This is a genomic window from Brevibacterium sp. 'Marine' (assembly GCF_012844365.1).
Lineage (GTDB): Bacteria > Actinomycetota > Actinomycetes > Actinomycetales > Brevibacteriaceae > Brevibacterium.
In genome coordinates this window covers 1,275,860-1,297,647 of sequence record NZ_CP051626.1, presented here as the reverse complement: position 1 = coordinate 1,297,647, position 21,788 = coordinate 1,275,860, and the positions used below count along the sequence as shown (strand labels likewise).

Below are 21,788 nucleotides of genomic sequence, written 5' to 3'. Positions count from 1 at the left end.
CGGGTGGAGTGTCGAAACACGGGCGCACACACCCGCGTTTCGACACTCCACCCGTTTCTCGATGTCGCAGCGTGAATAGCAGGAGGGGCGTCCACCGTGTGGTGGACGCCCCCTCTTCGCGTGCCTCTCTCAGACGCTGCGACTCAGCCGCTCAGTCTCAGCTGAACGCACCGTAGTCGTAGTCCTCCAGCGGGATGGCGGAGCCGGAATCGGCGCCGATGCCCGCGTAGAAGTCGCCGTAGCTGTTGGTGAACATCTCGGCCTTGGCCTCTTCGGTCGGCTCCACCACGAGGTTGCGGTGGGTCTGCAGGCCGGTGCCGGCAGGGATGAGCTTACCGAGGATGACGTTCTCCTTCAGCCCCATGAGCGTATCGGACTTGCCTTCCATGGCCGCCTCGGTGAGGACGCGGGTGGTCTCCTGGAAGGATGCGGCCGACAGCCACGACTCGGTGGCCAGCGAAGCCTTCGTGATGCCCATCAGTTCGTCACGAGCCGAGGCAGGCTGGCCGCCTTCGGCGACCACACGACGGTTCTCCGCCTGGTAGCGGCCGCGGTCGACCAGCTCACCGGGCAGCAGGTTCGTGTCGCCCGACTCGATCACGGTCACGCGACGCAGCATCTGCCGCACGATGACCTCGATGTGCTTGTCGTGGATGCCCACACCCTGCGAACGGTAGACCTTCTGAACCTCCTCGACGAGGAAGCGCTCGGCCTCACGGCGACCGCGGATGCGCAGCACCTGCTTCGGATCGACGGCACCGACGATGAGCTGCTCTCCGGCCTTGACGTGCTGGCCGTCCTCGACCATGAGACGGGCACGCTTGGACACTGCGTGCTCGATCTCCTCGCTGCCGTCATCGGGGGTGATGATGACGAAGCGGGTCTTGCGGCTGTCGTCGATCTTCGCCCGTCCGGTCGCCTCGGCGATGGGAGCGAAGCCCTTCGGTGTGCGAGCTTCGAAGAGCTCGGTCACACGCGGCAGGCCCTGCGTGATATCACCGGTCGAAGCGGCGGCACCACCGGTGTGGAACGTACGCATCGTCAGCTGGGTACCGGGCTCACCGATCGACTGGGCAGCGACGGTGCCGATGGCCTCGCCGATGTCGACGAGCTGACCGGTCGCCATCGAGCGACCGTAGTGCTCGGCGGAGATCTGCGCATCGGAATCGGCAGTCAGCACGGAGTGGACCTTGAGCTCCTCGATGCCGTTGGCCACGAGCATATCCACCACAGCGCCGGTGACATCGGACTTCGCCGGCAGGAGCACATTGCCCTCGGCGTCAGTGACATCGGAGACGGTGAGACGCCCGTAGACGCTGGTCTCGGCGTACTCGTGCGGAACCAGGTTGCCCTCGTGGTCGCGTTCGGCGATCGGCAGGGTGATGCCCTTGTTCGACTCGGCCTCTGCGGCACGGATGATGACATCCTGGGACACGTCGACGAGACGACGGGTGAGGTAACCGGAGTCAGCGGTACGCAGAGCGGTGTCGGCCAGGCCCTTACGCGCACCGTGCGAGGCGATGAAGTACTCGAGCACGGCGAGTCCCTCACGGTAGTTCGACACGATCGGACGCGGGATGATCTCACCCTGCGGGTTCGTCACCAGACCACGCATACCGGCCAGCTGACGAACCTGCATCCAGTTGCCGGATGCGCCGGACTCGACCAGGCGCAGCACCGAGTTCTCCGCGGGGAAGTTCGTGCGCATGATCTGGTCGACCTTCTCGGTCGTCTCCGTCCACAGCTTGACGAGCTCGTTGCGACGCTCGTCGTCGGTCAGTGCACCGAGTTCGTACTGCTGCTGAACCTTCGTATCGATGACTTCGGCATCGTCGATGATCTCGGTCTTCGCCTCGGGTGAGACGACGTCTGACATTGCGATGGTGATGCCCGAGCGGGTAGCCCAGTGGAAGCCGCCGGCCTTGAAGTTGTCCAGCGTGTGTGCGACCTCGACCTTCGGGTATTCCTCGGCCAGGTGGTTGACGATCCGGCTCAGGGCCTTCTTGTCGATCGTCGAGTTCACGAAGGCGTAGTCGGCAGGCAGGTACTCGTTGAACGTCGCACGACCGAGAGTGGTCTGCACGTCCAGCGGGTCTCCGGCCTCCCAGCCCTCGGGAAGCTCCATGTCCGCGCTGGGAACGACGTCTTCCAGGCGGATGGTGATCGGCGAGCCCAGGTCGAGCTCTCCGCGGTCGAAGGCCATGATGGCTTCGCCCATTCCGGAGAACGCGCGTCCTTCGCCGGGCAGTCCCTTGCGCTCGGAGGTGAGGTGGAACAGACCGATGATCATATCCTGCGAAGGCATGGTCACGGGCTTGCCGTCCGAGGGCTTGAGGATGTTGTTGGCCGAGAGCATGAGGATGCGGGCCTCGGCCTGCGCCTCGGGGCTCAGCGGCAGGTGCACAGCCATCTGGTCACCGTCGAAGTCAGCGTTGAACGCCGAGCAGACGAGCGGGTGCAGCTGGATGGCCTTACCCTCGATGAGCTGCGGCTCGAACGCCTGGATGCCCAGGCGGTGCAGGGTCGGTGCACGGTTGAGCAGCACCGGGTGTTCGGTGATGACCTCTTCGAGGACGTCCCACACCTGCGGATGCTGACGCTCGACCATGCGCTTGGCCGACTTGATGTTCTGAGCGTGGTTGAGATCGACCAGACGCTTCATCACGAAGGGCTTGAACAGCTCCAGCGCCATGGTCTTGGGCAGACCGCACTGGTGCAGGTGCAGCTGCGGACCGACGACGATGACCGAACGGCCCGAGTAGTCCACACGCTTACCGAGCAGGTTCTGACGGAAACGTCCCTGCTTGCCCTTGAGCATGTCCGACAGCGACTTGAGAGGGCGGTTGCCCGGTCCGGTCACCGGGCGTCCGCGACGTCCGTTGTCGAACAGCGAGTCCACGGCCTCCTGCAGCATCCGCTTCTCGTTGTTGACGATGATCTCGGGAGCACCGAGGTCGAGCAGACGCTTGAGGCGGTTGTTGCGGTTGATGACGCGACGGTAGAGGTCGTTGAGGTCCGAGGTCGCGAAGCGTCCACCGTCGAGCTGGACCATCGGGCGCAGCTCCGGCGGGATCACCGGGACGACGTCGAGGACCATGCCCTCGGGGTTGTTGTCGGTGGTCAGGAACGCGTTGACGACCTTGAGCCGCTTGAGTGCACGGGTCTTGCGCTGTCCCTTGCCGGTGGCGATGAGCTCGCGCAGCTTCTCGGCTTCGCCTTCGAGATCGAAGTCGATGAGGCGCTTCTGGATCGCCTCGGCGCCCATGGCACCGGTGAAGTAGAGGCCGAAGCGGTGGAACATTTCGCGGTACAGGCTCTCGTCGCCTTCGAGGTCGTTGACCTTGAGGTTCTTGAACCGATCCCACACCTGCTCGATACGGTCGACCTCGCGGTCGGCGTTCTTGCGCAGTTTGTCCATTTCCTTCTCGGCGGTGTCGCGCAGCTTCTTCTTGGCCTGGGCGGTTCCGCCTTCGGCCTCGAGCGCGGCGAGATCCTCTTCGAGCTTCTTGGCACGACGGTCGATGTCGGCGTCACGGCGGGTGCCGATCTGCTGCTTCTCGACGTCGATCTTGTTCTGCAGGCTGGGCAGATCGCGGTGACGGGAATCCTCGTCGACCGAGGTGATCATGTAGGCCGCGAAGTAGATGACCTTCTCGAGGTCCTTCGGAGCCAGGTCCAGCAGGTAGCCCAGACGCGAGGGCACACCCTTGAAGTACCAGATGTGGGTCACGGGAGCGGCGAGCTCGAGGTGGCCCATCCGCTCACGACGCACCTTGGCACGGGTCACCTCGACGCCGCAGCGTTCGCAGATGATGCCCTTGAAGCGGACTCTCTTGTACTTTCCGCAGGCGCACTCCCAGTCACGGGTGGGGCCGAAGATCTTCTCGCAGAAGAGTCCGTCCTTCTCCGGCTTCAGGGTGCGGTAGTTGATGGTCTCAGGCTTTTTCACCTCACCGTGTGACCAGCCGCGGATGTTCTCCGTGGTGGCAAGACCGATGCGCAGTTCATCAAAGAAATTGACGTCAGGCACGTAAATCCTCTTTCCTGGCGATGAACGAATCGTTCATCAAAAAGTTGTGTCGGTTGAAGTGGAAGTCCTCAGACTTCTTCTACGGTCTGTGCTTCGCGGCGGGAGAGGTCGATGCCGAGCTCTTCGGCTGCGCGGTAGACCTCGTCCTCCGACTCGCCCATCTCGACATGGCCTCCGTCGGAAGACAGGACTTCGACGTTGAGGCACAGGGACTGCATCTCCTTGATGAGGACCTTGAACGACTCCGGGATTCCCGGGTCAGGCAGGTTCTCACCCTTGACGATGGCTTCGTAGACCTTCACACGGCCCGGGATGTCATCGGACTTGATCGTCAGAAGCTCCTGCAGGGTGTAGGCGGCGCCGTAGGCCTCGAGGGCCCAGACTTCCATCTCACCGAAGCGCTGACCACCGAACTGCGCCTTACCACCGAGCGGCTGCTGGGTGATCATCGAGTACGGTCCGGTCGAACGCGCGTGGATCTTGTCGTCGACGAGGTGGTGGAGCTTGAGCATGTACATGTAGCCGACCGAGATCGGGTACGGGAACGGCTCACCGGAGCGGCCGTCGAACAGCTGGGCCTTGCCCGAGGAGTCGATGAGGCGGTCCCCATCGCGGTTCGGGGTCGTCGAATCCAGCAGTCCGCGCAGCTCCTGCTCGTGCGCACCGTCGAAGACCGGGGTGGCCAGGTTGGTGCCGGCCTCGGCTTCGCGAGCGGCGTCGGGCAGCTCGGCGGCCCACTCGGGGTTGCCCTCGATCTTCCAGCCCTGCTTCGAGATCCATCCGAGGTGGATTTCGAAGACCTGTCCGATGTTCATACGACGGGGAACACCGTGCGGGTTGAGGATGACGTCGACGGGGGTGCCGTCGGCGAGGAACGGCATGTCCTCGACCGGCAGGATCGTCGAGATGACGCCCTTGTTTCCGTGACGGCCGGCCATCTTGTCGCCGATGGTGATCTTGCGGCGCTGGGCCACGTAGACGCGGACCATCTGGTTGACGCCGGGCGAGAGCTCGTCGTCGTCCTCACGGTCGAAGACGCGCACACCGATGACGGTGCCGATCTCGCCGTGGGGAACGCGCAGCGAGGTGTCGCGGACCTCTCGCGACTTCTCACCGAAGATCGCGCGCAGCAGGCGCTCTTCCGGGGTCAGCTCGGTCTCACCCTTCGGGGTGACCTTGCCGACGAGGATGTCACCGTCGGTGACCTCGGCGCCGATGCGGATGATTCCGCGATCGTCGAGATCGGCCAGAGCGTCGGGCGAGATGTTCGGGATGTCCCGAGTGATCTCTTCGGCACCGAGCTTGGTGTCGCGCGCATCGACCTCGTGCTCCTCGATGTGGATCGAAGAGAGCACATCGTCCTGGACGAGACGTTGCGAGAGGATGATCGCATCCTCGTAGTTGTAGCCTTCCCAGGACATGAACGCCACGAGGAGGTTCTTGCCCAGCGCCATCTCACCGTTCTCGGTGGACGGTCCGTCGGCGAGGACGGTTCCGGCTTCGACGCGGTCGCCTTCGTCGACGAGGATGCGCTGGTTGTACGAGGTGCCGTGGTTCGACCGCTTGAACTTCGCAGCCTTGTAGGTCAGCTGGGTTCCGTCATCGGCGAGCACAGTGACGTAGTCGGCCGAGACCTCGGTGATGACACCGGACTTCTCGGCGGTGATGACATCGCCGGCGTCGACGGCGGCACGGTATTCCATGCCGGTGCCCACGACCGGGGATTCGGCCATCACCAGCGGCACGGCCTGACGCTGCATGTTCGCTCCCATGAGGGCGCGGTTGGCGTCGTCGTGCTCGAGGAACGGAATCAGAGCCGACGCCACAGACACCATCTGACGTGCGGAGACGTCCATGAAGTCGATCTGGTCGTGCTGGACCAGCTCGGCCTCACCGCCGCCGCCCTTCGGACGGGCCAGGACCTCGACCTCGGCGAAGCGCTGGTCGTCGGTCAGCGGTGCGTTGGCCTGGGCGATGTTGAACTCGAGTTCGTCATCGGCGGTCAGGTACTGCGTCTCATCGGTCACGACTCCGTCGACGACCTTGCGGTAAGGCGTCTCGATGAAGCCGAAGGGGTTGATGCGGGCGTAGGACGCCAGCGAACCGATCAGACCGATGTTCGGACCCTCGGGGGTCTCGATCGGGCACATGCGGCCGTAGTGCGAGGGGTGCACGTCACGGACTTCCATGGCGGCACGGTCGCGTGAGAGGCCGCCCGGTCCCAGTGCGGAGAGACGGCGTTTGTGGGTCAGACCCGCGAGCGGGTTGTTCTGATCCATGAACTGCGAGAGCTGCGAGGTGCCGAAGAACTCCTTGATCGCAGCCACCACGGGGCGGATGTTGATCAGGGTCTGCGGGGTGATCGCCTCGACGTCCTGAGTCGTCATGCGCTCACGCACGACGCGCTCCATCCGGGACAGGCCGGTGCGGATCTGGTTCTCGATGAGCTCACCGACGGCGCGGATGCGGCGGTTGCCGAAGTGATCGATGTCATCGAGCTTGACGCTGATCTCGACCTCTTCGCCGTCGCGGGTGCCCTTCGCCGTGTCCACTCCTGCGTGCAGCGACACGAGGTAGCGGATAGTAGCGACGATGTCGTCGGTGGAGAGCACCGAGTCCGACAGCGGGGCTTCGACGCCGAGCTTGCGGTTGACCTTGTAGCGACCGACCTTGGCCAGGTCGTAGCGCTTCGGGTTGAAGTACAGGTTGTTGAGCAGGTTGCGGGCGGCCTCAGCGGTCGCGGGCTCTGCCGGGCGCAGCTTCTTGTAGATGTCGAGCAGCGCTTCGTCCTGCGTGGTGACGGTGTCCTTGGCCATCGTCTCGCGGATCGATTCGAACTCGCCGAACTCCTCGAGGATCTTCGCTTCGGACCAGCCGAGAGCCTTGAGCAGCACTGTCACGGACTGCTTGCGCTTGCGGTCGAGGCGCACGCCGACCTGGTCGCGCTTGTCGACCTCGAATTCCAGCCAGGCACCGCGGGACGGGATGATCTTCGCGGAGAAGATGTCCTTGTCCGTGGTCTTGTCGACGCTGGATTCGAAGTAGGCGCCGGGCGAACGCACGAGCTGGGAGACGACGACGCGCTCGGTGCCGTTGACGATGAACGTGCCCTTGTCGGTCATGAGGGGGAAGTCACCCATGAACACGGTCTGGCTTTTGATCTCGCCCGTGTTGTTGTTCATGAACTCGGCGGTGACGTACAGCGGCGCCGAGTAGGTCATATCGCGTTCCTTGCACTCATCGATCGAGTACTTGGGAGCTTCGAACCGGTGCTCACGGAACGACAGCGACATGGATCCGCCGAAGTCTTCGATCGGCGAGATCTCTTCGAAGATGTCTTCGAGACCCGAGGTGGTGGCGACGGAGTCGTCTCCGATCTCGATGGCCTCGGCGACGCGGTCCTGCCACGCCTCCGATCCGATCAGCCAGTCGAAGCTGTCCGTCTGCAGACCGAGCAGATCGGGAACCTCGAGGGGCTCGCGAATCTTCGCGAAGGAAATTCTCTTGGGGGGATTAGCGGTCCTGGTGTTGTCGTTGGCGGCGGCCAATTGGTTCCTTCCGAGTGCTTCACCATCTGATACTTCGTCTGCCCACTCGCTCCGGCGACGTCCACGGGGTGTGTCAGATTTCGACTCCCGGCGTCGGCATGGTTCACTTGAGTGGAAATGCTGTGCCCACCGCTATATGAAGGCACACCACAGGCAGAACGATGCAAATATCAAGCTTATAGCATCAGGTCAAGCCTGGCAAGACGGACAGTTTCAGGGCAGATTCTTCGTCCACAGTCCCACCCATGCCCAGGTGCCGAATCCCGCCTGATCGTTGATCGCCAGCATCCACGAGTTCTCCACGGCGTTCCAGGTGTACACGCGCTCGACCGCCGAATGCTGCGCGAGGCTGCGGTGATTGGCGACCTTGAGCCGGGCACCGAGGCGGTGCCCACGGTGCTCGCTGAGCACCAGGGTTCCTCCTTGCCAGCCCACGGTCGGTCTGTCGGCTGAGGACCCGACCTGTGTGTACCCCGCCGGTTCCCCGTCGAGGAGGGCGAGTGCCGTGGCCATGGATTCTCCCTTGGCCGTCTTCTCTGCATCGAGGGCCCTCACGCGCTCACCGTCCCAGCTCTCCTCTCCCCCGAATTTCGCAGCTCCCGGCACGTCGGTGCTCAGCCGGCGTTTGCACAGAGCGATGTGCTCCAGTCGATGCTCCGGGACCGGCCCTCGCCAGGTCTCGATGACGTAGTCGTCGACGTGGGCACCGAGGTCGAGTTCGGCCGCGGTTGCAGTCGGCGCGACCGAGCACCGTTCGATCTGTGCGAGCCCGTACCCGCGGCTGCTGAGAAAAGACACCTCCGGCAGAGCGGCCGGCAGCGTCCCGGCACCGGTTTCGGCGGCCAGACGGGCACCGCGCAGATTCGCAGCCCTGACGGATTCCGGAATCTCGCAGAAGCTCGACAGCGCTGTCCGGCCCTCTGCTCGCAGCTCGGCCTCCATCACCGTCAGCAGCGCGGCACCCAGTCCACGACGGCGATGGTCCGGATGCACTCCGCACCAGACCTCCGCAGTGTCGGTATTGCTGGTCAGGCGAAGTTCGGCCACGCCTTTGGCCACGATCACCCCATCGATGCGCCCGATCCAGGTGAGAGTGGTCCGATATTCGCTCGTGCTGGTCAACGCGTGCCGCACCTCGTCGGGAATCGGGTCGAAGTCCTCCCCCAGCCCGGAGGCACGGTTGATGACGGTGTCGAAGTCCAGCAGCTCGGGCATCAGTGCCTCGATCGCCGCGGGATCGACGTGTCCCGACCTGATCCGGGTGATCTCCATCTGTGACCTCTGTCGTCGCAGGTGGCCGCCTCACTGCGATGCCTCCTTCGCGCATCGTCGCGCTGACAGCCGGTGGGTGACATTCTAGACTGCGAACATGACACGAGTGAGAGTTCTCAGCTTCGATCCTGCCGCGGTCAACTGCGGAGTCATCATCGGCACCGATCGCACCCTGCTCGTCGATGCCGGGCCCGGCCCCGCGGCTGCCGAGCACCTGCTGGAGCGGGCGGGCCGCCTCGGCGAGGAGATCGGCGGTGACCGTCCGCGCGCGATCGAACTCGCGATCACCCACGACCATTGGGATCACTTCTTCGGCGCCGCCGCCGCCGTATCCGCCGGGGTCACCGCCGTATACGCGTCATCATCGTTCGCTTCGGATCAGGAAGCCACGGCCTGGATCGCCCTCGACGGAGTTGCGGGCGGCGACTTCCCGGAGGACTATCGGTCAAGCCTCCCCGACAATCCCGGCGACCTCGTCGTCGACGTCTCCCCTGTCGATCCGTCCCCCGGGGACGTGCGACACCTCGACCTCGGCGACTGCCCGGTCGAATTCCATGTCCTCGGCGGTCATTCGACGGCCGATCTGGTGATCCGGCTGCCCGAACTCGGAATCGTCTTCGCCGGCGACCTCGTCGAAGAGGCGGCCGCCCCTCAGGCCGGTGCCGATGCCGCCTTGAGCGAGTGGGCCGAGAGCCTGCACACCCTGCTGTCGTTTCCCGAGGCGACAACGTTCGTTCCCGGTCACGGGGTCCCGGTCGATCGTGATTTCCTCGCCCGTCAGCTCGCCGATGTCGAGGGGCTGATGGTCGATCAGGGAGACGCCGAGGTGGCTCTGCCCGCCCGTTCCATGCCGGGCGACCATGATCGGACGATTCCCCGGGAGCATCGCCTGGTCTGACCGGACGGGTCGAGTATGCGGCCCGGGATCAGGAACCCCGACGGTGCAGGGCGGTGACGAGATCGCCGCCGATGGCCCCGAACAGCGTCTGCGCCCAGACGCTGTCACCCTCGACATAGGGACGGTCGCCGTCGAAGATCCACTGCAGTTCGCGGCCGGACTGCAGATCGGACAGGCAGCTGCCGCAGACGGGGACGCGGACGCTCTTTCCCGCCAGGTGACCCTTGCGCTCGGTGCTCACCTGCCGATTCGACCGTGCTTCCCCGTGCAGAGGGTTGACCGTGCACAGACTCTGCGGCAGTCCCCGGGTCCGTGCCGACCTCGTCGGGCCGGAGGCCCGTGCGACATCGGGCTTCCGCGCCCGTGCTCCGTGCTTGGCCGATCTGTGCAGCTTCACCTCGGCGATCTCACGACCGGCCTGACGCAGCAGCACCATGGCCCCCGCGAGGTCGATGCGTTCAGCTTCGGTGTCGTCGACGATCGTCCTGGCCATCTGGTAGGCGTCGAGTGCCCGTTCCACTCCCTCGGTGTCCGTCGCACCGAGGTTCTGGGTCTGCAGCTGCGTGATCTCTTCGGCCAGTTCCGTCGTGTCCTCGTTCAGTCCTTCCCGCAGCGTCTTCCGCTGCAGATCATCGACTCGGTCGAGCAGTCGGGCGGGCAGTTCGAAGCGGCGGCGGGTGCGCGCGGCTTTCGCCCTCTCCCGCCGTGAGCGGGCGAACCAGATGACGGCGATGACAAGGGCCAGAACCAGAACCGCTCCCCCGAGGAACAGCGTTGCCGTGGAGCTCGCCCCGTCGACAGTCTGCACTTCGCTGCCCGGTGCCTCCTGGCCAGTCTCCCGTTCGGGTGCTGCCTGCGGGTCGGCGTAGAGGTCGAGGAGCATGTTCAGCTTCGTCTGCGACGGCGTGCTGTGGCTCCATTGGTCACGTCCGACGGACATCTGCTCCATCACCTGCATCTGCAGGTCGTGCTGGTCCTCGAAGGTGTAGTCGACGACGAGGTCGGTGTTCGTGTCGATCATGATGAATGCACCTTCACCGCCGTTGTAGACCTTGACCTGCTCGAGCAGGTCCCGGTCGGCTCCGTCGTCTCCGGAGACGATGACGTAGACATCGAAGTCGAGGCCGTCGATCTTCGTCTCCGCCTTCTGCAGCAGGGTCTCATTCACCTCTCCCTGCGCGGACTTCGTCACGTAGACGGGGTCGGTGCTGAGCGCCTCGGCGATCGTCTGGGCCTGTTGGGTCACTGGTTGGCTGTCCGTTTCTTCAGTGCGCGGCGGATGAAGTGGATTCCGGCTCCGACTCCCCCGCCGACGAGGATGCCGACGACGGCTCCGGCCACGGCGCCGCCGGTGCTGTACTCGAGGTCGTGTGGGTCGGTCGCGGTATCCCGCTTGACCAGCAGCGGGTTGCCGTTGTCATCGTGCTTGTACGAATAGCTCGAGGCGAGGTCCTCGGTCTCTGCGGAGCTGAGCTGTTCGACGCCTTTCAGCGCGCTGCGGGACTCAGTGTCGTCGAACTCACCACTGAGATGGGCCATCCGGGGTCGGTACACCCCTTTCTCGCCCACGCCCATGATGCCTGAGGCGTCGACGGTGAGCACAGCCGCCTCGGCGTCGTCCATCTCGGTGACGATTCGGGCCGCGAGCAGATCGAGGTCGCCGTCCGCGTCGTCGAGGTCTGAGGTGTTGAGGAAAGCGACGTAGATGGGGGTGTCGGCATCGGCGACGGCGGCCCTGATCTCCGCGATCTCATCGTCTTCGATCTCGAATTCCGGGTAGCCGTCGAAATAGACGGGATCCTGGGCCAACGATTTCGCGATCGCCTGGTACCGAGACGGATCGTAGTCGGGGTCGATGGCGCCCTCGATGCGGTCGGTGAAGATCGAGTCGACATCGATCCGTCCGCTGTCGATCGTCTCGATGCGCTCGGCCTTCGTCTGGTCGAAGAAGTGGCCGCTGAGCAGGGCGGCGCCGATCGACACGGCGGCGACAGCGATGACGGCGATGACCCAATCGAGTGGGTTGATCGAACGGGCAGTTCCGGTGGCCATCATCGGCTCCTTCCGAGGGCGGAGTGCCGTGGGCTCATGGTCTCCAGCACCGCCTCGTCGAGGGGCTGGAAGCTGCCGAAGCCGGAGAGCGCGTAGGCGTCGTCGCGTTGGAAGTACGGGACAGCGCGGGTGGAACCGGGGCGCTTGGGCACCATCAGTCGTTCCGGATCGTGGCCGGCCGCCAGGTCCTCGCGACAGTCGACGCACAGCGCCGCGGTGAGGCTGCGCCCGGACTGTCTGAGCACATGATCATCGATGTCTCTGCGGTGGTGCGGGAAGAGGAAGCAGAAGCGCGGTTCGTCGTCCAATCTGTTGGAGCGCCTGCGCAGCCCTCGACGCACCCAACGGTCGAGGGTGACGAGGGCGCACACTGCGTGGCGGTGGGCGAAGTCGACGGATTCGGCCCAGTCCGGATGGGCTGTGGTCAGGACGGCCAGAGCGTCCTGGATTCGTCGCCCTCGGTCATACAGAGCCCACGTGTCGTCATCGGGATGCTCGGGTTCGGGGATCGGGGCGGCCGCCTCGGTGACGGCTTTCTGGAGGTTGCGGGACTTGACCAGTTCCGGTGTCGTCGTCAGCTTCGTCCGCCAGGAATAGCGATTGCGGCGGTGCAGCAGCCATAGGGTCGCGCCGAGCGCCGCGGCGGCCGTCGCACCGAAGACGAGCGCGTCGGGGTCGGAGTGGTCGAGGCCGAAGCGTTCGATGTAATCCTCGCTGCGGGTACCGACGTCGCGGGTGTCGAAATCCGGGGCAGAGGGTGGTTCGGTCCCGTCGGCGGCGGCGACGAGGACCTGCAGATAGTAGGGGACGGCGAGTTCGACGGGGATGAAGTCATCGCTGCGGGACCTCATGAGTTCGGGTGCGCCCGAGGGGACGACGGGTCCGTTGTCGGTGACGAGATAGGCGAATGAGCGGGCTGAGGTCTCGCCTTCGGTGAAGAGGACAAGGGTCTGCTTCTTCCCCGACTCTTCGTGCATGGCGAAGGCGAAGTCGGAGGTGAACTTCGCCCAATCGCCGTAGCCCATGGTCTGGAGGCCGGGAGTGATCGCGAGGTAATGAGTCAGACCGGTGTCCTCGGTCTGCTGTGAGGCCCGCCGGATGGCGGTGAGCTGGTTCTCGGTCAGTCCGGGTCTGACGATCTCATCGATATAGAGGGGTTGCTGCGCCCAGGTGTCGCGGATGCGATCGCGCAGCTGCTGCTGCGCGCGGGCGTAGCTCGTCGTCTCGGTCACCATACAAGGATAGTTCAGGTTCTGCCAAGCCTCCGTCCGACGGTGTTCCGAATCGGTCACATGGCGGCGGGACGGGATGGGCATTCGCGGCGGGGGTGGGCCGCCTCGGCCGGGATGCAAAGAACCCCCACGGTGGACCGTGGGGGTTCGAAGCCTCAGGCAGCAGTCAGACCGCTGCTCGGGAAATCACTTGAGGGTGACGGTGGCGCCGGCAGCCTCGAGGGTTTCCTTGGCCTTCTCGGCGTCTTCCTTCGAAGCGCCTTCGAGGACGGCCTTGGGAGCTCCGTCGACGAGGTCCTTGGCTTCCTTGAGTCCGAGGGAGGTGAGTCCACGGACTTCCTTGATGACGGGAACCTTCTTCTCGCCGGCCGATTCGAGGATGACGTCGAATTCGGTCTGCTCTTCAGCGGGAGCGGCGTCTGCGCCACCGGCTGCAGGGGCAGCGGCAACGGCGGCCGGAGCGGCAGCCTCGACGTCGAACTCTTCTTCGAACTTCTTGACGAACTCGGACAGTTCGATGAGGGTGAGCTCCTTGAAAGCCTCGAGGAGCTCGTCGGTGGTGAGCTTAGCCATGGTGGCTAGTCCTTCCTGTTTTGGTCACGATCAGTGACCGGTTCGGTTTGGGGTGATGCTCAGGCGTCGGAAGCAGGAGCGTCGTCCTGCTTCTCGCGGAGGGCATCGACAGTGCGCACGGCCTTGACCAGCGGAGCGGTGAAGAGGTAAGCCGCCTGGTGGAGGCTTGCCTTCATGGCACCGGCTGCCTTTGCAAGCAGCACTTCGCGGGATTCGAGGTCGGCGAGCTGGTTGACCTGTTCGGGGCTGAGCGCGGCTCCATCGAAGTAGCCGCCCTTCACCACGAGCTTGTCGTTCGCCTTGGCAAAGTTACGCAGAGCCTTGGCAGCCTCAGGTGGTTCGCCGTTGACGAACGCGATCGCGGTGGGCCCATTGAGGTGCTCATCGAGACCGGTGACTCCGGCTTCCTTGGCTGCAATCTTGGTCAGCGTGTTCTTTACCACGGCGTAGCTGACGTTCTCACCGAGAGAGACGCGCAGTTCTTTCATCTGCGCGACGGTGAGACCGCGGTACTCGGTCAGCAACACAGCGTCGGAGTTCTCAAACTGCTGTTTGATCTCCTCGACTGCGGCTGCCTTGTCTGGCCTCGCCATGGTGTTCCTTTCATAAGTCGTCCGGCCTGTCCCGACAACAGAAAAAGCGCTCCACGCAGGATGGCGTGAAACGCTTGGCCGACGATTCCATGAGGAATCCGACGGAAGAATCTCGAGCTCACCTGCGTGGGTCACTCCTCACGGAGTCTTCGTCTGCGGGCACCGAGATTCGATGGCGAATCACGGTGATTCCACAGAGACCGACGGTCTTGGGTGTCTCAAGTCTAGCGAAGTCATTCCCGGCAAGTCCAATCCGCCCGCCGAGACTCCTCCCACACTACCTGACGGCGGCGCAGCAACCTGGCGCGAGGTTGCTGCGCCGCCGTCAGGTAGTTCTTAAGGCGCGGGTGTGTGGGCGTGTCAGTATTCGATCACGACACGGCCGTCGATCTTGCCGTGGATCATCTCGTCGAAGATCGCATTGATGTCACCCAACGGCCGCTTCGTGAACGTCGGATGGATCTTTCCGGCGGCGTAGAACTCGAGAGCTTCGACCATGTCCTGGCGCGTGCCGACGATCGATCCGCGAATCGTCAGACCCTTGAGCACGATGTCGAAGATCGGTGCAGGGAAGTCTCCGGGCGGCAGACCGTTGAAGACGATGGTGCCGCCTCGGCGGGTCATTCCGATCGCCTGACCGAACGCAGCGGGATGGACCGCGGTGACGAGGACTCCGTGGGACCCCCCGACCTTCTCTTGGATGATCTCAGCAGGATCCTCGGCGAAGGCATTGACGGTGATTTCGGCTCCGTGCTTCTTCGCCAGCGCCAGTTTGTCGTCGGCGACGTCGACTGCGACGACGCGCATACCCATGGCCACGGCGTACTGGACGGCGATGTGTCCGAGTCCGCCGATGCCGGAGATGACGACCCATTGTCCGGGTTTGACCTCGGTGCGCTTGAGTCCCTTGTACACGGTGACTCCGGCACACAGGACAGGGGCGATCTCATACGGATCGGCACCATCGGGAATGGTCGCGGCGAACTTCGTGTCGACGAGCATGTACTCGCCGAAGGATCCGTCGATGCCGTAGCCGCCGTTGACCTGAGATTCGCAGAGCGTCTCCCATCCCTGACGGCAGTGTTCGCAGGTTCCGCAGGCTGACCACAGCCAGGCGTTGCCGATCATCTGGCCGACCTCGACATCGGTGACGCCTTCGCCGACTTTTTCGACGATGCCGACACCTTCGTGACCGGGAATGAGTGGAACCTTCGGCTTGACCGGCCAATCGCCATGTGCGGCATGGAGGTCGGTGTGGCAGACGCCTGAGGCGATGAGCTTGACCAATGCCTGGCCGGGACCGGGCTCGGGAATCGGGTTGTCACCGACGACCAGTTCCTGGCCGAAGCCTTCTACGACTGCTGCTTTCATTTCGGACATCATTCGCTCCTTTGTGATGATGAGGATTCATTTGGCAAACGGGGCTTGAGTCTGTGGTGGAACTACCCGACGGCGCCCCAGCACCGTGGCGCCAGGTTGCTGCGCCGCCGTCGGGTAGCAATAGGGATCAGAAGAAGCCTTGGGCGTTCTCCGAGTAGCTGACGAGCAGGTTCTTCGTCTGCTGGTAGTGATCGAGCATCATCTTGTGGTTCTCGCGACCGATGCCCGAAGCCTTGTACCCGCCGAAGGCCGCATGAGCCGGGTAGGCGTGGTAGTTGTTCACCCACACGCGACCGGCCTGGATCTCGCGACCGGCCCGGTAGGCGGTGTTGCCGTCGCGCGACCAGACACCGGCGCCGAGGCCGTAGAGCGTGTCATTGGCCGTGGCCATGGCGTCGGCGTAGTCGGAGAATGTCGCGACCGAGACGACGGGCCCGAAGATCTCCTCCTGGAAGATGCGCATCTTGTTCGTGCCCTTGAAGATCGTCGGCTGCACGTAGAAGCCGCCGGCCAGATCCCCGTCGAGTTCGGCCTTACCGCCGCCGGTGAGCACCTCGGCGCCTTCCTGACGGCCGATGTCGAGGTAGGACATGATCTTCTCGAACTGGTCGTTCGAGGCCTGGGCGCCCATCATCGTGTCCGTGTCGAGCGGATTGCCCTGGACGATCTTCTTCGTCCTGGCCACGACCTTCTCGAGGAAGGGATCGGCGATCGATTCCTGGACGAGCGCACGCGACGGGCAGGTGCAGACCTCGCCCTGGTTGAGAGCGAACATCGTGAAGCCCTCCTGGGCCTTGTCCGCATACGAATCGTCCCTGGCCAGCACATCCTCGAAGAAGATGTTCGGGGACTTGCCGCCGAGCTCGAGCGTGACCGGGATGATGTTCTGCGAGGCGTACTGCATGATCAGGCGGCCCGTCGTCGTCTCTCCGGTGAATGCGATCTTCGAGATCCGCTTGTTCGATGCCAGGGGCTTGCCTGCTTCGAGCCCGAAGCCGTTGACGATGTTGAGGACTCCCTCGGGAAGCAGGTCGGCAATGAGTTCCATCAGGACCAGGATCGAGGCCGGAGTCTGCTCGGCAGGCTTGAGGACGATGGCATTGCCTGCGGCCAGCGCCGGCGCGATCTTCCACACGCCCATGAGGATCGGGAAGTTCCAGGGAATGATCTGACCGACCACGCCGAGCGGCTCATGGAAATGATAGGCCACCGTATCGTCATCGATCTGTGAGAGTCCGCCTTCCTGTGCCCGGATTGCTCCGGCGAAGTAGCGGAAGTGATCGATGGCCAGGGGAATGTCGGCGTTGAGGCACTCACGGACGGCTTTTCCGTTGTCCCAGGTCTCGGCCACCGCAATCATCTCGAGGTTCTCCTCGATGCGGTCGGCGATCCGATTAAGGATGTTGGCCCGTTCGGCGACCGAGGTCTTGCCCCAGGCCGGAGCCGCCTTGTGCGCGGCGTCGAGAGCGAGTTCGATGTCCTCAGCGGTGCTGGCCGGGACCTCGGTGAAGGTCTTGCCGGTGACGGGGCTGGGGTTCTCGAAATAGTTGCCCTTGACCGGCGACACCCACTGACCGCCGATGAAGTTCTCATACCGGGACTTGAAGGTGACGAGCGACCCGTCCTGACCAGGCTGTGCGTAGACAGTCATTGCAACTCCTTTGATGCGTCTGATTCCACCGGATTGTCTCCGTGTGACCACGACGCTACCGAGCCCAACGTTGCATGTGGGTTGCATCACATCGCCGAGGCGGCCGCCCCGTCCCGCACACCGAACCGCAATCGGTTCGCCGAGTTCAGAGGCCCAGCGCCTCCAGGCGCACGACCGCGGCGTTGCGTTCGGCGGCCTCGGGCGGTGCCAGACGCAGCACTGTCATGAGGACTTCGACGTCGTCGCGGAAGTCCGGCAGGTTCGCGAACCGCCACAGCTGCTGCCAGGTTCCGTCCTGGAGCAGGGTCTCGCGCATAAGCGCATCGACCTCCGCCGCGATCTCGCGGACTCCCGGCGCTTCGGAATCCGGCAGGACGGTCCCCCTGAACTGCTCGAGGGCCGAATCCGTGTCACCGCTGGCCAGAGCCTGCACGGTGAGCTCCAGATCCGAATCGACGTCCCCGCGCACCCGATAGGGGCGGGCGTCGATGCGCAGATCGCCGAGGCTGCCGATCGTTCTGCGCAGACGATTGATCTCCGCCCGGACCGTGACTTCGCTGCCGCCGACCGACCACAGCCGCTCCACCAGTCCGGCACCGCTGATGCCGTCGGGATGCCTGTGCAGCAGCAACAGGATCTCGGCGTGCCGACGACTCAGGGGAATCCGCGTTCCATCGGGGTCCTCCAAAGCGGGGCTGGGACCGAGCACTGTCAGTCTGGTCCCGGCCGCCTCGGTGCCGGTGTGCATCTGCTGCCGCGTGAAGAGCTGGGACAGCTGAGCCCCGGCGGCCTTCGCCGTCGACGACAGCAGCGGCAGCACGATGGAGGACACGGCGTCGTCTCCCCCGGTGACATCGATGATGCCGATGACCTGCCCGGTCAGCGGGTGGGCGACGGGGACGGCGCTGCAGCTCCAGGAATGGACGTCGGGGGCGAAATGCTCGGCGCGGCTGACCTGCACGGGCCGGCCCGATCGCAGGGCCAGGGCCGGGGCGGAGGTGCCCATGACCTCCTCGGACCAGTCCGAACCGGAGACGAATCCCATGGCTTCGGCGCGGTTGCGCACGCCCCGCTCCCCCTCAACCCACAGCAGTCGCCCCTGTTCGTCGCCGAGGGCGGCCAGCAGTCCGGCGTCTTTGGCGGGTTCGATGAGATGGGACCGCAGCAGCGGCATGATCGCGTGGAAGGGATGTCGCCGGCGCACCTCGGCGAGACGATCGGTTTCGAATGCGACATGGACCTGCACGCTGTCGGGGTCGCGCAGCCGGGCCAGAGACCGGTCCCATGATTCCAGGACCGAGGTCCGCACCCCGGGCCCTGACGACGGCAGGTGGAGGCTCGTCTCCGACGGTCCTGCCAGACGCTCATGTGCGCGTCGAACGGCGCTCTGATAGGTGTCTTCGAGCAGCAGCGTCGAATCCATGGCGGACGGTCCACCTCCATCGGCGGGTGTCGGAAGAGTGTTTCAACTGCTCATAATCTAATCGCGAACCTGCCTGTGAACAAGGCCCCGTCCGCTCCCAGAACTACCCGACGGCGGCCCAGCTACCTCGCGCGAGGTTGCTGGGCCGCCGTCAGGTAGCAATTGGGAAAGGGAGAGGGCGGGAGCGATTGCTCGCTTCCCGCCCTCTGTCAGTGCATCGATCAGATGCGCAGACCCGAGTGGTCGACCGGAACGGCGGGGCCGTTCGAGGTCGTGATCGTGGCCTTGCTGATGTAGCGGCCCTTCGACGAGGACGGCTTCAGACGCAGGATCTCTTCGATCGCAGCATCGAAGTTCGCCTGCAGAGCTTCCTCGGAGAAGGAGACCTTTCCGATGATGAAGTGCAGGTTCGAGTGCTTGTCGACGCGGAATTCGATCTTTCCGCCCTTGATGTCGTTGACGGCCTTGGCGACATCCATGGTCACGGTGCCGGTCTTCGGGTTCGGCATCAGGCCGCGAGGACCCAGCACCTTACCGAGACGACCGACCTTGCCCATCATGTCGGGGGTCGCAACAGCGGCATCGAAGTCGGTGAACCCTCCGGCCACCTTCTCCAGCAGGTCATCGGAACCGACGTAGTCAGCACCTGCTTCACGGGCAGCTTCTGCACGGTCGCCGGCAGCGAACACCAGGACCCGAGCGGTCTTACCGGTACCATGCGGAAGGTTGACGGTGCCGCGCACCATCTGGTCCGCCTTGCGGGGGTCAACACCCAGGCGGAGAGCGACCTCGACGGTGGCGTCGTACTTCGCCACTGTGGTCTCTTTGGCCAGGGCGATCGCCTGAGCCGGTTCGTAGTTCACATCTGCGGCGATCTTCTCAGCCGCGGCCTGGTAGGCCTTGGAACGCTTTGCCATCTGCTTTACTCCTTGCAGTCGTGGTGTGGGCTGCGTGGGCCCTGCCACTGTGTGGGGTGAGGTCTCAGACCTCGATGTCGGTGGTGATGCCCATGGAACGCGCGGTTCCGGCGACGATGCGGTCGGCCTGATCCAGGGTGTTGGCGTTCAGGTCGGGCATCTTCGTGGTGGCGATCTCGCGCACCTGGTCGGCGCTCAGGTGAGCGACCTTGACGGTGTGCGGGGTGGCCGAACCCGACTTCACTCCGGCGGCCTTCTTGATCAGTTCGGCTGCCGGCGGGGTCTTGAGCACGAAGTCGAACGAACGATCTTCGTACACGGTGATCTCGACGGGAACGATGTTTCCGCGCTGGGATTCTGTGGCGGCGTTGTAGGCCTTGCAGAATTCCATGATGTTGACGCCGTGCTGGGCAAGCGCCGGACCGATCGGAGGAGCCGGGTTAGCGGCACCTGCCTGAATCTGGAGCTTGACGAGGCCGGCTACCTTTTTCTTGGGAGGCATGTACGGTCCTTAATCTTGAGGTTTCGATGTGCCAGACATATACAGCACATCGTTCGATGGCGGCCTTCCGATAAGGGCCGCAATCAAACCACACCAGTATTCCATGCGCGCACGCCTGTGGGCAAATGCTCGTGAGGGGCATCACCGAATCGAATTCTCGCCGAGGCGGCCCCACCGGGGAACGGCGAAGGGGCCCGGATACTTCCGGGCCCCTTCGGTCGGGATCGCGCCGAGGCGATCAGTCCACGTGTGCGGTCGTCAGAGCTTCGAGACCTGGTCGAAACCGAGTTCGACGGGAACATCGCGTTCGAAGATCGACAGCAGCACGGTGAGCTTCTGCGACTCCGGACGGATCTCCTGGATCGTGGCGGGGTGCCCCTCGAAGGAGCCCTCCTTGACGAGCACCGACTCGCCGACCTCGAACTCCACCTCGGTGACGGGTGCGGACTTGGCAGCGGCTTCGGCGGCCGGGCCCTCGGCAGCGGCGGCTTCGGCCTGGCGCTCTTCGAAGATCGGGGCGAGCATCGAGAAGACCTCGTCGATCGACAGCGGGGTGGGGTCGTAGGCGTTGCCGACGAATCCGGTGACACCCGGAGTGTGGCGGACGGCGCCCCACGACTCGTCGGTCAGTTCCATGCGGACGAGCACATAGCCGGGGATCCGCACCCGGCGAACCTGCTTGCGCTGTCCGTTCTTGATCTCGACGACGTCTTCCATCGGCACCTGCGACTCGAATATGAACTCTTCGAGGTTGAGGCTGACTGCGCGGTTCTCGAGGTTCTGCTTCACGCGGTTCTCGTAGCCTGCATAGGAGTGGATGACGTACCAGTCACCTTCCTGCATGCGCAGCTCGGCCTTGAATTCCTCGGCCGGATCGACCTCGTCGGCGGCGGCAGCATCCTGCTCGCCGTCGGCCGAGTCGGCAACGTCAGCGGACTCAGCGTCATCCGAGTCCGTCGCGTCTGCGGTCTCGGCGGCGAGTGCCTCGGCGTCGTGGGCCGTCTCTTCGGTTTCGGGCACCACAGCGGCACCCGACTCCTCGGGAGTGACGTCCTGGGTCTCAGGGGTCTCCTGCTCAGGTGAGTTGGTATCCGACACCGATCAATTCCTCGCTTCGCGTTTTGTGATTCCCGATTGGGGGTGAAGTTTGAGCTTAGGGGTGGGTCACGGCTGAGGCCGTGTCACCACAGGGGCCACAGCGGAGTTCCGCCGAACACCCATCCGACGAGTTTGCCGAAGACCAGGTCGAGGCCCGTGACGAGAAGCATCATGAACAGGATGAAGCCCAGCACGACGAGCGTGTAGTTGAGCAGCTGCTTCCGGGTCGGAGTGACGACCTTCTTGAGCTCTGCCACAACTTCGCGGAAGAACTGCAGGATTCGTCCGAAGAATCCGAGCTTCTTGGGACCGGAGGCACTGTTGGGTGCGCTGCCAGTCTTCTTTGCCGGTGTGTCGCTCACACATCCCCACTCGGTCGGTTTCGTTTGGCTTCACAATTGTTCGTGCCGGTCGAGGACGGCGCCTGGCCGATGAGACTTCGGCAGAGTCAACTGCGCAGGGGTGACAGGACTCGAACCTGCAACCTACGGTTTTGGAGACCGTTGCGCTACCAATTGCGCCACACCCCTCTGATCGGCCCAGAGATCGAGTCGATCCCTGTGGTGTCCGACCACGAGAAACGAGCATACCGTGCCCGACCGTCGTTCGTCGAACCGAG

At 64.2% G+C, this 21,788-nt stretch carries 16 protein-coding genes and 1 tRNA gene; 1 reads left to right on the top strand and 16 read right to left on the bottom strand.

Translation table 11 applies throughout. The features are described 5' to 3' along the window. Positions 1 to 157 precede the first annotated feature (157 nt). The 3 genes from HF684_RS05670 to HF684_RS05660 all read right to left on the bottom strand — a co-directional run bounded on the left by HF684_RS05670 (position 158) and on the right by HF684_RS05660 (position 8,850). Positions 158 to 4,030 (bottom strand): DNA-directed RNA polymerase subunit beta', encoded by a 3,873-nt coding sequence (locus HF684_RS05670; protein WP_169251717.1) that lies wholly within the window; start codon positions 4,028 to 4,030, stop codon positions 158 to 160. A gap of 68 nt (positions 4,031 to 4,098) precedes the next feature. After that, entirely contained in the window at positions 4,099 to 7,578 is a 3,480-nt protein-coding gene (rpoB, locus tag HF684_RS05665) for a DNA-directed RNA polymerase subunit beta (protein WP_169251716.1), read from the bottom strand. A 213-nt stretch (positions 7,579 to 7,791) separates the two neighbouring features. Beyond that, positions 7,792 to 8,850, bottom strand: coding sequence for a GNAT family N-acetyltransferase (locus HF684_RS05660; RefSeq protein ID WP_169251715.1), 1,059 nt, complete (start codon positions 8,848 to 8,850; stop codon positions 7,792 to 7,794). A gap of 97 nt (positions 8,851 to 8,947) precedes the next feature. On the opposite strand from HF684_RS05660, the gene HF684_RS05655 reads away from it, so the two are divergent. Beyond that, positions 8,948 to 9,748 (top strand): MBL fold metallo-hydrolase, encoded by an 801-nt coding sequence (locus HF684_RS05655; protein WP_169251714.1) that lies wholly within the window; start codon positions 8,948 to 8,950, stop codon positions 9,746 to 9,748. A 28-nt stretch (positions 9,749 to 9,776) separates the two neighbouring features. Here HF684_RS05655 and HF684_RS05650 read toward each other — a convergent pair whose 3' ends face one another. From HF684_RS05650 to HF684_RS05590, 13 genes are all read right to left on the bottom strand, one after another. After that, positions 9,777 to 10,994, bottom strand: a complete 1,218-nt coding sequence (locus HF684_RS05650; RefSeq protein ID WP_169251713.1) for a hypothetical protein — start codon at positions 10,992 to 10,994, stop codon at positions 9,777 to 9,779. Beyond that, complete coding sequence (locus tag HF684_RS05645) at positions 10,991 to 11,800, bottom strand: hypothetical protein (protein ID WP_169251712.1); 810 nt, start codon at positions 11,798 to 11,800, stop codon at positions 10,991 to 10,993. The genes HF684_RS05650 and HF684_RS05645 overlap by 4 nt, the downstream gene beginning before the upstream one ends. Beyond that, a complete protein-coding gene (locus tag HF684_RS05640) occupies positions 11,800 to 13,032 on the bottom strand; it encodes a hypothetical protein (RefSeq protein ID WP_248279130.1) in 1,233 nt (410 codons plus the stop codon). The genes HF684_RS05645 and HF684_RS05640 overlap by 1 nt, the downstream gene beginning before the upstream one ends. A 186-nt stretch (positions 13,033 to 13,218) precedes the next feature. After that, positions 13,219 to 13,605 (bottom strand): 50S ribosomal protein L7/L12, encoded by a 387-nt coding sequence (gene rplL / locus HF684_RS05635; RefSeq protein ID WP_025777952.1) that lies wholly within the window; start codon positions 13,603 to 13,605, stop codon positions 13,219 to 13,221. Between the two features lie 59 nt (positions 13,606 to 13,664). Continuing rightward, positions 13,665 to 14,198, bottom strand: coding sequence for a 50S ribosomal protein L10 (gene rplJ, locus HF684_RS05630; RefSeq protein ID WP_062244493.1), 534 nt, complete (start codon positions 14,196 to 14,198; stop codon positions 13,665 to 13,667). A gap of 360 nt (positions 14,199 to 14,558) precedes the next feature. Continuing rightward, positions 14,559 to 15,578 carry an alcohol dehydrogenase AdhP gene (gene adhP / locus HF684_RS05625; RefSeq protein ID WP_169251710.1) on the bottom strand — a complete coding sequence of 340 codons (1,020 nt, stop codon included), beginning with the start codon at positions 15,576 to 15,578 and terminating at the stop codon, positions 14,559 to 14,561. Positions 15,579 to 15,705: 127 nt separating this feature from the next. Further along, positions 15,706 to 17,229 (bottom strand): aldehyde dehydrogenase family protein, encoded by a 1,524-nt coding sequence (locus tag HF684_RS05620; RefSeq protein ID WP_169251709.1) that lies wholly within the window; start codon positions 17,227 to 17,229, stop codon positions 15,706 to 15,708. 145 nt (positions 17,230 to 17,374) lie between these two features. Beyond that, complete coding sequence (locus HF684_RS05615) at positions 17,375 to 18,652, bottom strand: helix-turn-helix domain-containing protein (protein ID WP_169251708.1); 1,278 nt, start codon at positions 18,650 to 18,652, stop codon at positions 17,375 to 17,377. 221 nt (positions 18,653 to 18,873) lie between these two features. Next, positions 18,874 to 19,569 carry a 50S ribosomal protein L1 gene (rplA, locus tag HF684_RS05610; protein WP_169251707.1) on the bottom strand — a complete coding sequence of 232 codons (696 nt, stop codon included), beginning with the start codon at positions 19,567 to 19,569 and terminating at the stop codon, positions 18,874 to 18,876. A 64-nt stretch (positions 19,570 to 19,633) separates the two neighbouring features. Then, on the bottom strand, positions 19,634 to 20,071 hold the full coding sequence (gene rplK / locus HF684_RS05605) for a 50S ribosomal protein L11 (RefSeq protein ID WP_025776636.1): 438 nt from the start codon (positions 20,069 to 20,071) through the stop codon (positions 19,634 to 19,636). A gap of 258 nt (positions 20,072 to 20,329) precedes the next feature. Further along, positions 20,330 to 21,169, bottom strand: coding sequence for a transcription termination/antitermination protein NusG (gene nusG, locus HF684_RS05600; protein ID WP_169251706.1), 840 nt, complete (start codon positions 21,167 to 21,169; stop codon positions 20,330 to 20,332). An 83-nt stretch (positions 21,170 to 21,252) separates the two neighbouring features. Next, complete coding sequence (gene secE, locus HF684_RS05595) at positions 21,253 to 21,531, bottom strand: preprotein translocase subunit SecE (protein WP_169251705.1); 279 nt, start codon at positions 21,529 to 21,531, stop codon at positions 21,253 to 21,255. Positions 21,532 to 21,626: 95 nt separating this feature from the next. Then, a tRNA-Trp gene (locus tag HF684_RS05590) sits at positions 21,627 to 21,699 on the bottom strand. Positions 21,700 to 21,788 lie beyond the last annotated feature (89 nt).

Bases quoted from the DNA above. Each gene is read 5' to 3' on its own strand.
- HF684_RS05660 (WP_169251715.1), bottom strand. From the start codon at position 8,850: ATGGAGATCACCCGGATCAGGTCGGGACACGTCGATCCCGCGGCGATC.
- HF684_RS05655 (WP_169251714.1), top strand. From the start codon at position 8,948: ATGACACGAGTGAGAGTTCTCAGCTTCGATCCTGCCGCGGTCAACTGC.
- HF684_RS05645 (WP_169251712.1), bottom strand. From the start codon at position 11,800: ATGGCCACCGGAACTGCCCGTTCGATCAACCCACTCGATTGGGTCATC.
- rplL (WP_025777952.1), bottom strand. From the start codon at position 13,605: ATGGCTAAGCTCACCACCGACGAGCTCCTCGAGGCTTTCAAGGAGCTC.
- rplJ (WP_062244493.1), bottom strand. From the start codon at position 14,198: ATGGCGAGGCCAGACAAGGCAGCCGCAGTCGAGGAGATCAAACAGCAG.
- adhP (WP_169251710.1), bottom strand. From the start codon at position 15,578: ATGTCCGAAATGAAAGCAGCAGTCGTAGAAGGCTTCGGCCAGGAACTG.
- HF684_RS05620 (WP_169251709.1), bottom strand. From the start codon at position 17,229: ATGACTGTCTACGCACAGCCTGGTCAGGACGGGTCGCTCGTCACCTTC.
- HF684_RS05615 (WP_169251708.1), bottom strand. From the start codon at position 18,652: ATGGATTCGACGCTGCTGCTCGAAGACACCTATCAGAGCGCCGTTCGA.
- rplA (WP_169251707.1), bottom strand. From the start codon at position 19,569: ATGGCAAAGCGTTCCAAGGCCTACCAGGCCGCGGCTGAGAAGATCGCC.
- rplK (WP_025776636.1), bottom strand. From the start codon at position 20,071: ATGCCTCCCAAGAAAAAGGTAGCCGGCCTCGTCAAGCTCCAGATTCAG.